This is a genomic window from Actinophytocola glycyrrhizae (genome assembly GCF_042653545.1).
GTDB lineage: Bacteria > Actinomycetota > Actinomycetes > Mycobacteriales > Pseudonocardiaceae > Actinophytocola > Actinophytocola glycyrrhizae.
Map to the genome: position 1 here is coordinate 557,695 of NZ_JBHSIS010000007.1, position 10,778 is coordinate 568,472.

General features: G+C 69.8%; 10 protein-coding genes. 8 read left to right on the forward strand and 2 right to left on the reverse strand.

Annotated elements, in window-relative coordinates; translation table 11 throughout:
* Window positions 1-7 precede the first annotated feature (7 nt).
* A complete protein-coding gene (locus ACFPCV_RS18390; RefSeq protein WP_378057431.1) occupies window positions 8-772 on the reverse strand; it encodes an AfsR/SARP family transcriptional regulator in 765 nt (254 codons plus the stop codon).
* A gap of 330 nt (window positions 773-1,102) precedes the next feature.
* Here ACFPCV_RS18390 and ACFPCV_RS18395 point away from each other — a divergent pair, with 330 nt between their 5' ends.
* Both ACFPCV_RS18395 and ACFPCV_RS18400 read left to right on the forward strand, forming a co-directional pair.
* Window positions 1,103-1,282: a hypothetical protein gene (locus tag ACFPCV_RS18395; protein WP_378057432.1), complete on the forward strand. Its 180-nt coding sequence runs from the start codon at window positions 1,103-1,105 to the stop codon at window positions 1,280-1,282.
* A 106-nt stretch (window positions 1,283-1,388) separates the two neighbouring features.
* Window positions 1,389-2,147 (forward strand): thioesterase II family protein, encoded by a 759-nt coding sequence (locus ACFPCV_RS18400; RefSeq protein ID WP_378057433.1) that lies wholly within the window; start codon window positions 1,389-1,391, stop codon window positions 2,145-2,147.
* Between the two features lie 6 nt (window positions 2,148-2,153).
* On the opposite strand, the gene ACFPCV_RS18405 is transcribed toward ACFPCV_RS18400, so the two are convergent.
* Window positions 2,154-2,801 carry a MerR family transcriptional regulator gene (locus ACFPCV_RS18405; RefSeq protein ID WP_378057434.1) on the reverse strand — a complete coding sequence of 216 codons (648 nt, stop codon included), beginning with the start codon at window positions 2,799-2,801 and terminating at the stop codon, window positions 2,154-2,156.
* Between the two features lie 86 nt (window positions 2,802-2,887).
* Between ACFPCV_RS18405 and ACFPCV_RS18410 the strand changes: the two genes are divergently transcribed.
* From ACFPCV_RS18410 to ACFPCV_RS18435, 6 genes are all read left to right on the forward strand, one after another.
* Window positions 2,888-3,862, forward strand: a complete 975-nt coding sequence (locus ACFPCV_RS18410) for a hypothetical protein (RefSeq protein ID WP_378057435.1) — start codon at window positions 2,888-2,890, stop codon at window positions 3,860-3,862.
* The gene (locus ACFPCV_RS18415) at window positions 3,862-4,320 is read left to right on the forward strand and encodes an ABA4-like family protein (RefSeq protein WP_378057436.1); all 459 of its coding nucleotides are present in this window, start codon (window positions 3,862-3,864) and stop codon (window positions 4,318-4,320) included. Before ACFPCV_RS18410 ends, ACFPCV_RS18415 begins: the two co-directional genes overlap by 1 nt.
* A 108-nt stretch (window positions 4,321-4,428) precedes the next feature.
* On the forward strand, window positions 4,429-5,643 hold the full coding sequence (locus tag ACFPCV_RS18420; protein ID WP_378057437.1) for a cytochrome P450: 1,215 nt from the start codon (window positions 4,429-4,431) through the stop codon (window positions 5,641-5,643).
* 841 nt (window positions 5,644-6,484) lie between these two features.
* Entirely contained in the window at window positions 6,485-7,921 is a 1,437-nt protein-coding gene (locus tag ACFPCV_RS18425) for an MFS transporter (RefSeq protein WP_378057438.1), read from the forward strand.
* Window positions 7,922-7,942: 21 nt separating this feature from the next.
* Entirely contained in the window at window positions 7,943-9,148 is a 1,206-nt protein-coding gene (locus ACFPCV_RS18430; protein WP_378057439.1) for a cytochrome P450, read from the forward strand.
* 9 nt (window positions 9,149-9,157) lie between these two features.
* On the forward strand, window positions 9,158-10,774 hold the full coding sequence (locus ACFPCV_RS18435; RefSeq protein WP_378057440.1) for a class I adenylate-forming enzyme family protein: 1,617 nt from the start codon (window positions 9,158-9,160) through the stop codon (window positions 10,772-10,774).
* The last annotated feature ends 4 nt before the right edge of the window (window positions 10,775-10,778 follow it).

The following is a 10,778-nucleotide window of genomic DNA, read 5'->3' on the forward strand; positions in this document are numbered from 1 at the left end:
CGGTCGCTCACTGGCCGGTAACCGTCAGCTGGATCGCGACGTCGTGGTCGAGGATCCGCTGTTGCAGTTCCTGGAGGTCGCGGCCCGGTTCGAGGCCGAGGCTGTCGACCAGCGCCGCCCTGGTGCGCCGGTAGATCCGCAGCGCGTCCGCCTGCCTGCCGGACCGGTAGAGCGCCAGCATGAACTGCTGGCACAGCCGCTCCCGCAGCGGTTCGGTGGCGGTCAGCACCTCCAGCTCCGGCGTGATCTCCCGGTGCCGCCCGCACACCAGCTCCGCCTCGAGCCGGTCCTCCAGAGTGGACAGCCGCTCGTCCTCGACGGCGGCCAGTTCCGACCACCGGTAGCCGGCCTCCACCAGGTCGGCGAGCGCGGGGCCGCGCCACAGCGACAGCGCGGAGCGGAGCAGTTCGGCGCCCCGCTCCGGTTCGCCGTCGCCGATCGCGGCCCGGCCGGCCCTGGCGAGCGCCCGGAACCGGTGCAGGTCAACGGTTTCGGTGTCCACGTGCAGCTGGTAGCCCGGTGCGTGCGTGCGGAGCGAGGCGCCCGGTCCGGTGAGGACCCGGCGGATCCCGGACACGGCGTTCTGGATCATCTTGCGCGCGGTCGGCGGCGGGGCGCCCTCCCACATCGCCTGCAACAGGCGACTGGTCGGCACCACTTTGTTCGCGTGAAGCACGAGGTAACCGAGGATCGCGCGTTGTTTTATCCCGCCCAGTTCGAGCGGGCCGGCGTCGCTGGTGACCTCGATACTCCCGAGCACAGAAAACCTCATGGGCTTCACTCCGAGTTTGGAAACGCCCCCAGGCAGAGGTCAATGGTTCCATCCCGGAACGCGCACAGGAACGTTCCCGTTTCACGCATTCCGGTGTGAACAAGCGAGGGGGACCACGGTGAGCGTTTCACGGTGGGCGCCACCACCCGAACCGCCTACGGTAGCTGGTCGGCAGCGCAGCGTCGATATGAGCGATTCACGCCCTGACCGGGTGAGAAACCATGGGCGAACGGTGAGCAAGGTACTTGTCGTGGACCACCCCGATGCCGCAGATTTGAGACCAGCGGTTGCTCCCCACTATCGCAAACGAACTCTTCGAGGAGACTCTCCATGTCCACCACCACGACCGAGATCCTCCGCTCCTTCTTCTTCAACGGCGGCGAGGCCCCCTCAGGCGGCAACATCAGCATCGACGTCCTGGACAGCCAGACCAACGCCGGCATCGCCGCCGTGGCCCCCACCACCATCAGCTGGTCCGACGGCCGCGCGACGGGCACCGTCGCGTCCTGAGTCGACACAGGCGGGCTCATCACCGGATCGGGGCCGGTGATGGGCCCGTTTGTCCTGTTGGCACACACCCCTTGACCTGCGAAAACCAACTCACGAGGTGAGCGAGATGACCGACGTCGACCTGTGGGTGCGACGGTTCCACCCGGCGGACGACGCCGCGACCCAGCTGCTGTGCCTGTCGCACGCGGGCGGCTCGGCCAGCTACTTCTTCGGCGTTTCGAAGGCACTCGCGCCCGAGATCGACGTGCTGGCCGTGCAGTACCCCGGCCGCCAGGACCGGCTGCGGGAGCCGTGCCTGCGCTCGATCCACGACCTCGCCGACGGGCTGACGGCGGCGATCGCACCGCTGACCGACCGGCCGATCACGATCTTCGGCCACAGTCTCGGTGCGACACTGGGCTATGAGGTCGCCCGCCGTTTGGAGCAGTCCGGTGTCATACCGACCGCCCTGTTCGCATCCGGCCGTCCGGCCCCACATCGGACCCGTCTCGAACGCACCCACCTGCGGGACGACGCCGGCCTGCTCGCCGCCATGAAGGAGCTGGGTGGGACCGAGACGGCGCTGCTGGCCGACGAGGACGTCCTGGCCATGGTCATGCCCGCCATCCGGGGCGACTACACGGCCGCGGAGACCTACACCCACCGACCCGGCCCGAAGCTGAGCTGCCCCGTTTTCGCGTTCACCGGCGACCGTGATCCGAAAGTGACCGTCGAGGAAGCCGACGCGTGGCGGGAACACACCGAAGCCGAATTCGAGCTCTCGGTTTTTCCGGGCGGGCATTTCTATCTCAACGACGTCGTGCCGGACATTCTCGGTAAAATCCGCGCACACACCAGGTCGGTGTCCGCACCGTCGCGGAAATGACGGCGTTCAGGCATCGGCCCCGGGTGCGTCGTCGCCGAGCCGTCGGGCCGACTCGCTCTGGTGCGCGAGCCTGCGCAGCGCGGTGACCAGTGTGTCGCCGAGTACCGTGCCCACCACCACGCCCTCCAGCATCGCGTCCACGTCCGCGATCCCGGCGACGTAGTCCAGGTCGGCGGACGCGAGCCGCTCGCACGCCTCGGCGTACACGTCCAGCTTGCGCGTCCACACGCCGTGTTCGAGCTGCCGCGCGCTCACGAGGACGGCCACCACCGTCTGCCACGCCCTGCTGTCGGGGTTGACCCGCCAGCCGCGCCGTTCGACCAGGTCGGCGAGGTTGCGTTCCGCCTCCGCCCACGCCTCGTCGCGCGGCAGGTCGGGTTGGGCGCTGATGCTCTCCTGCGCGGTGTAGAGGATCCTGCGAACGGTCTCGTCCGGTGTGTCGGCGGCCGCCAGCACGTCGCGGACGGCGGCGATCGTCAGCCCGCCGATGTCGATCAGCGCGCGGATGAGCCGCAGTCTGCGCAGGTGGGCATCGCTGTAGATCGCCTGGTTCCTGCTGACCAGCTCGCCGGCGGGCAGCAGGCCCTCGCGCAGGTAGTACTTGATCGTGGGCACCGAAACGCCGCTGCGGCTGCTCAGCTCCTTGACGCGCATGGCGGCTCCACTTCTTGACCGGCGCGCCGCAGTCTATCAGTATGGATAGCAGATAGTATTGCTATCTGGTGCGCAGGAGGATCCTGATGGGTACCGTGTCCGGGCTGGTCCGCAGTGCGTTCGGCTGGCACAGGCCGCTGATGTGGTTCGCCACGTTCGCCGCGGCGGTGACGGTGATCGCCGCGATCGGCCTGGTGGTCGACGACCGGATGCTGGTCGGCGCGCCGATCTGGGCCAAGCCGTGCAAGTTCGCGTTCTCGTTCGGGCTGTACGCCGCGACGTGGGCGTGGATGCACTCGCTCCAGCGACGGCACGTGCGGCTGGGCTGGCACCTCGGCACCTTCGCCGCCGTCGCGTGCGCGCTGGAAGTGGCGGTCGTGTTCCTGCAGACGATCCGCGGTCACCGCAGCCACTTCAACGTCGCCACCCCGTTCGACACCGCCATGTGGACGGTCATGGCGTCGAGCATCGCGGTGCTGTGGGTGGTGAATCTCGTCGGCACGATCCTGCTGATGCGGGAGAAGCACGTCGACCGCCCGGCGCTGCTCGCGCTGCGGCTCGGTGCGCTCATCACGATCGCGGGGATGACCGTCGCGTTCCTGATGACGTGGGGCACCGAGGAACAACGCGCCAACCGCCCGATGAAGATCATCGGCTCGCACAGTGTCGGGGTGCACGACGGCGGGCCGAGCATGCCGGTGACCGGCTGGAGCACGACCGGCGGTGACCTGCGGGTGCCGCACTTCATCGGCGTCCACGGTCTGCAGCTCATGCCGCTGTTCGTGGTGGCGCTCGGCTTCCTCGCCGCGGGTGCGCCCCGGCTGCGCGACGAGCTCGTGCGCGTTCGTCTCGTCTGGACGTTCGGTGGCCTGTGCACGGGCCTGCTCGCGCTGACCGCGTGGCAGGCGCTGCGGCGCCAGCCGTTGACCAGCCCGGACTTACTGACCATTGGGGTGTTCGGTGTACTGGTGGCAGGGACCATGGTCGCAGCCACGTGGGCGCTCCGCGCACGCAAGAGCGTGCCGGTGCGGCCGTCCGTTCCCGAGGAGGCCCTGGTCTGATGTCCATCGCGTTCACGCTCGTCTTCGTTGCCGCCGCGCCGTTCTGGGCGATGATGATCCTCGCGCCGGCGTGGGGGTGGACCAGGCGGATCATGTCCTCGCCGTGGTCGGTCACCCCACCGCTGGTGTTCTGGTTCGTCTTCGCGCTGCCCAACCTCGCCGACCTGCTGCCCGCCGTCGCCAAGCCGACCCTCGCCGGATGGCAGGAACTGATGGCCGACCCGGCCGCGCTGACCGCCGTGTGGGCGCAGATCATCGCCTGGGACCTGTTCATCGGCCGCTGGATGTACCAGGACAGCCGGGATCGTGGCATCCACCCGCTGGTGATGGGCCCGCTGTTGGTGCTGACCATCATGTTCTCGCCGGTCGCGGTGCCGCTGTACCTGGTCCTGCGGGGAGTGCTGGGCCGTACCGGCCAGGCCGAGGTGCTTCGCGAGCGGACCTCGGTGCCCGCCTGAGGTCGCGTCCCGGGTTCTCCTGACGTTACCGGCGGAATACCCGAACCGGGCAGAGTCTGCTCATCTGGCCGCGGTTCCGCCGGTTCCGCCGGTTCCCAAGGAGAACACATGACCGGGAAATGCCCGCTGCACGGACTCGAGCAGCCGCTGGACGACGCGTACTTCACCAACCCCTACGCCACCTACGCGCGGCTCAACGAGGCCGGGCCGGTGCACCGGTTCTGTCTGCCGGACGGCATTCCGGTGTGGGCGGTGACCTCGTACGAGGAGGTCCGCGAATGGCTGAGGGACCAGCGCCTGGCGCGCCGGCGCGAGTTCGCGAACGAGGACTACACCAACGACGTGCCACCGGAGGGCGTTCCGGTCGCGCCGCTGGTGATGGAGGACCAGCCTGAGCACGGCCACACGCGCAGGCTGGTCAACTTCGCGTTCATGCCCAAGCGGGTGGCGCAGATGCGCGAGAAGATCGACGCACTCGTGGCCGGCCTGCTCGACGACCTCGCGGCGGCGGGTGCCGACGGGAAGGCCGTCGACCTGGCCGGGCTGTTCTGCGCCCCACTGCCGATCGTCATGGTCAGCGAGATGCTCGGGGTGCCCAAGGAGTCGTGGGACGACGTCCGGCGCTGGACCGACGACATCTTCGGCCGTGTCGACGAGGTGAACTACGAGGCCAAGGTCGGCTTCGCGAACCTGTTGCGCGGCCTGATCGCGGAACGCACGGAGGAGCCGAGGGACGACCTGATCTCGGTCTGGGCACAGGCGACCGACATGAACGGCGAGGTCATCCCGGCCGAGCAGGTGATGCTGCTGATCCTCAGCATCTACACCGGTGGGTTCGACAGCACGCTGGGCGCACTCGCCGCGTCGGCCATCGACCTGATGAACCACCCCGAGCACACCGCCGAGTTCGTCGCCAAACCCGACCTGGTGCCCGCGGCGGTCGAGGAGCTGTTGCGGCGCAACGGTTCCGTACACCGCGGCTTCCGCAGGTTCGCTCGGGAAGAGGTGGAGATCGCCGGGCACCGGATCGGCGCGGGCGACACCGTCATGCTCTACGTCAGCGCGGCGGACCGGGACCCCAAGCAGTTCCCGGACCCCGACGTCATGGACTTCAACCGCCCGCCACACCAGCACATCGCCTTCGGCCGCGGGCCGCACGTGTGCCCCGGCTCGGAGCTGGCGCGCATGGAGATCCGGATCGGTCTGCACGCCCTCTTCTCCCGGTTCCCCGACATCCGGCTCGCCGTGCCGGAGGAGGAACTGGAATGGCGCGAGTCGACGTTCATCCGCGTGCCCCGGTCGCTGCCGGTGTACCTGTCCTGATTCCTGTCTGGTGGGTTTGTGTCTCTGCGGTTGGCCTGGTGGGTTTGTCCTCGCCGGACGGGCAGGTCTCGGGGGTGGCGGGGGCATGTCGGTGGCGGTTGGGTTCGGGTCTGCCTGCCATCCCGTCGACCTCCCAGGGGCTATCACACCGCGTCAAGGGGGCGGTCTGGCGTTGTGCTGGGTCGGGCTCGGGGTGCCCCCTTGACGCGGTGTGATCGGGCGTTGCCAGGTCGACGGGATGGCAGGGAGCCCCTCTTGGGTGGGCTTACGCCACCATCGGGGTTGCGCGGGGTTGCTGGTCCGCTGCGCGGGCGGGTTTCCGCTTTGCGGGACCCGCTTTGCGGGGCGGGCGCTGCGAGCCCTGGTTTTGGTGCTGTGAAAGGCGCGTTGACGGCGTTGGCGGTGCCGTGAAAGGCGCATTGACGGCGCTGGGCGCCGTGAATGCGCCTTTCACAGCACTCGTTGTGCCGTGAACGCGCCTTTCACGGCGCTGGGCTGGGCCTGTGGGTGCGTGCCGTGCCGCACGCTGCGTGTGGGCGCGGGTTCGGTGTGTCCCGGACGACGCTTTCGGGGCGGTGGCGAGTTGTGAGAGTGCGGATAGGGACGTCCAGTGTCCCTATCCGCACTCTCACAACAATGGTCATGCAGCACCAAGGCCCGGGTGCGCAGCGCCCGGGGGGCGCTGCGGGGCAGCAGGCCCGCGCGGTTCGGCGGGAGCTGCCCGCGCGGCGGCCGGGCGGTTACCCGGCGGTGGTTGTGCGGTTGGCGAAGGGCGACCCGCCGCATACCCCCTCTCGGCATACTGGCCCCATTGCGACCACGGCAGACGGGTGGGAACTCCATGTCCACTGAGCGTGCTCTGCCCTCCTACTGGGCAGTGGTGCTGACCGCGTCCGGCGCGAACTTCCTCGCGATGCTGGACTCCACGGTCACCATGCTCGCCATGCCCGCGTTGCAGCGGGAGTGGTCCTCGGCCTCGTTGCCGGACCTCTCCTGGGTCATGAGCGCCTACGCCGTGCTGTTCGCCGCGTTGCTCGCGCCCTGCGGGCGGATCGCGGACACGTTGGGGCGCAAGCGGATCTTCCTCGGCGGGATCGTGTTGTTCACGTTCGCGTCGTTGTTGTGCGCGTTGTCGCCGTCCCTGCCGCTCCTCGTCGCGGCCAGAGCGCTGCAGGGTGCCGGTGCCGCGGTCATGGTGCCCGCCTCGCTTTCCGTGCTGCTCATGGACACGTCCCCGCAGCGGCGGGTCATGTCGATCTCGTTGCTCAGTGCCGCGGGCGGGGTGGCCGCCGCGATCGGGCCGGGGCTCGGTGGGTTGCTCGTCGAGGCGTTCAGCTGGCACGCCGTGTTCCTCATCAACATCCCGGTCGGGGCCGCGTTGGTGATCGCGGGTGTCCGGGTGTTGCGGACCGCGCCGGCCACCGGCGGGCTGCCCGACCTGGCGGGCACGGTCCTGCTCGCGTGCGGGATCGGTGGGCTCACCCTCGGTGTCACCAACGGCACCACCTGGGAGTGGGGGTCGGCGCGGACACTTGCCTGCCTTGTCGGTGGGGTGCTGTGCCTCGTGCTCGCGGTGCTGCGGTCGGTCCGGCATTCCTCGCCCGCCTTCGAGTTCTCGTTGTTCCGGGGCAACCGGATGTTCACCGCGGCCAACGTCGTCGCGCTCCTGTACGGCACCGTGATGTACGCGTGGCTGCTCGGTTCCGTGCTGTTCCTCACCGACATCTGGCGCTACAGCGAGCTGGAGGCGGGGCTCGCCCAGACCGTCGGGGCCGTGGTCGCCGCGGCAGGCGCCGTGGTGATGGGGAAGGTCATGGGCCGCTTCGGTGGGCCGCGTTTCGCAGCCGTCCTCGGAATGGCCGCGCACGCCGCCGTGCCTGCGCTGCTGCTGTTCTTCCTCACCGACCAGAGCGCGTTCCTCACGATCTGGTTGCCTGCCAGCGTGTTCGTCGGGTTCGGCATCGGCGCCACCATGATGGCCACGATGTCCGCTGCCGCGGAGTCCGCGCCCGCCACGAAGTTCGCCAGCGTCAGCGCGCTCAACAACACCGCCCGCCAGATCGGTGGTGCGCTCGGCGCCGCCGCCGTGGCCACCATCCTGCAGTCCGGCACGGACGCCGACGGGGCGCGCACCGTGTCGTCCTACCTGCACGTGTTCACGTTCTGTCTGATCCTGACAGTGATCGCCATCGTCGTCGCCGTCATCGGGCTGACGACGTCCGCTGCCAAGGGCGCCGCTCCCGCCGCGCGGCTGGAGTCCGTTCCGGTGGCGGACTGAACCAACTCGGAGGAAAGAACAATGGCGGACAAGTGCCCCATGCACGGCCACGACATGCCGTTCGACGAGGAGTACTGGCACGCACCGTTCGACAAGTACGCGAAGTTCCACGAGCAGGGGCCCGTGCACCGCGTGTGCCTGCCCGACGGCATCCCGGTGTGGCTGGTGACCGGCTACACCGAGGTCTACGACGCGTTGCGCGACCAGCGCCTTGCCAGGCACCGCAAGTACGCGAACGACGACTACACCAACAACCTCCCGCCGGAGGGGCTGCCGCAGTCGCGCCTGGTCATGGAGGACCCGCCGGAGCACACGAAGTCCCGGCGCCTGGTGAACTTCGGCTTCGTGCCCCGGCGGATGCGGCTGCTGAAGCCGAAGATCCACGAGCTGGTCGCCGGGCTGCTCGACGACATCGAGGCCAAGGGCTCCGGCGGCGGTGTCGTCGACCTGATGGACACGTTCTGCGCGCCGCTGCCGATCACCGTCATCTGCGACCTCGTCGGCATGCCGGAGGAGGAGCGGGTGCACGTCCGCGAGTGGGGTGAGCTGGTCTTCTCCGGGCAGCTCGTGAACCCGCAGGGCATCGGTGCCGCGATGGCCCGCGCACTGGTCGAGCGGCGGACCAACCCCAAGGACGACCTGCTCACCACGTGGGCCCAGGTGACCGACGACGACGGGAACCTGCTGCCGCCCGAGGACCTGTCGCACATGGCGCTGATCATGTTCGCCGCGGGCTACGACAGCACGATGGGCATGCTGTCGTGCAGCACGCTGGAGCTGATGGCGCGGCCCGACTACGCCGCGCGCCTCGCGACCGCCGACGAGGACGAGCTGCACAAGCTGATGGAAGAGATGTTCCGCATGTACAGCCCGACGCAGCGCGGGTTCCGCCGCTTCGCACGGGAGGACCTGGAGATCGGCGGGCAGAAGATCTCGGCGGGCGACACCGTGTTCCTGTCCATCGGCGCCGCCGACCGCGACCCGGACAGGTTCCCCAACGCCAACGAGCTGGACTTCGACCGGAGCGAGAACAAGCACCTGGTGTTCGGCCGCGGCCCGCACGCCTGCCCCGGCGCGGAACTGGCCCGCATCGAGAACGGCATCGCGCTCCAGGAGCTGTTCAGGCGATTCCCCGGCATGAAGCTCGCCGTGCCGGCGGAGGACATCAAGTGGCGCGAGTCCACGCTCATCCGGCTGCCGCTGACGCTGCCGGTCACCATCTCCTAGGGGACTGCCATGTTGAGAACCGACCTGATCCGGCCGCTGACCGAGCTGCTGCGCGAACACGCCACCCGCTCCGGGGACAAGACGGCGTTCGCCGACCCCGGCCGGAGCGTGACGTGGGCCGACCTGGACCGCCGCACGGCGCGGGTCGCCGGGCACCTCGCCGACATGGGTGTGCGGCAGTCCGACCGGGCGCTGCTGTTGGTGGACAACTGCGTCGAGGCGGTGGAGAGCCACCTCGCGGTGCTGCGCGCAGGCGCGATCAGCGCACCGATCCACATCGGACTCGAGGACGGCGAGCTCGCGGCGCTGCTCGCCGACAGCCGCGCCACGACCGTGTTCACCGACTCCGCGCACGCGGTCCAGGTGCACCGGATGCGGCACGACTTCCCGAACCTGACCATCGTGCTCGTCGACCGCGAGGGCGAGGAGCTGGACGACGAGCTGCCGCTGTACCCGCTGTTCTCCGAGCTGGCCGAGATCGAGCCGGAGTCCCCCGCGGAGGGCGACCTCGACCTCGACGACCTGTCGTTCCTGACCTACACGGCGGGTGTCACCGGCGCCCCGCGTGCCGTGCTGTTCAGCCAGCGCAACGTGATGTGGGCGATCGCCGCCTGCTACGCGCCGATCCTGGGGCTCGGCCCGGACGACCGGGTCGCCTGCCCGCTCCCGCTCGCGCACGGCATCACCCAGCAGGTCGCGGTGATCGGCGTGGTCGCCACCGGCGCCACCGGGTGGCTCGCCCCGACCGCGGCCGAGGACCTGTCCGACCTGATGGCGAACAAGACCGCGCTGCTGGCCGACCTCGCCGCGCAGCGGATCACGTTCGTCGCCGGTATCCCCAGCACCTACCAGGACCTGCTGTGGGCCGCCGAGAACCTCGACGTCGACCTGCCCGACCTGCGCATCGCGCTCGTCGCGGGCGCCTCCTCGGTGACCGCGCTGCGGACCCGGTTCGAGGAGCGGTTCGGCCGCGGGCTGCTCGACAGCTACATGACCACGGAGACCACCGGCCCGGTCGCGGTGACCTGGCCGGCGGACAGCAGGGTCGACGCCGCGTGCGGGCTGCCCATCCCGGGCGTCAACGTGCGGGTCATCGACCAGCGGACCGGCAAGGACGCCGGTGTCGGGCAGGAGGGCGAGCTGTGGGTCAGCGGCCCGAACGTGACCGCGGGCGGCTACCACAACCAGGCCGCCGCGATCATCGACGGCTGGTTCCACACCGGTGACCTGGCCACCCGCGACGCGCACGGCTACCTGACGATCACCGGCCGGGTGGCCGAGCTGATCACGCGTGGCGCCGAACCGGTCAACCCGCGCGAGATCGAGCACGTGCTGCTCGGCGTCGACGGGGTCGCCGCGGCCGTGGTCGTCGGTGAGCTGGACGAGGCGCTCGGCGAGGTGCCGGTCGCCTACCTGCAGACCGGGCCGGACGGGGTCGACCCGGCCGCGGTCTTCGCGGCGTGCCGTGCGCTGTCGCCCGCGAAGACGCCGGTCAAGCTGTACCGGGTGGCCGAGCTGCCCCGGGTGCGGGCAGGCAAGCCCGCGCGGCTCGCGCTGCGGGACCTCACGGCGGAGCTGATCGCCGTGCAGTCCGTCGAGAGCGGCACCCGGACCGACCCCCGCTGATCCC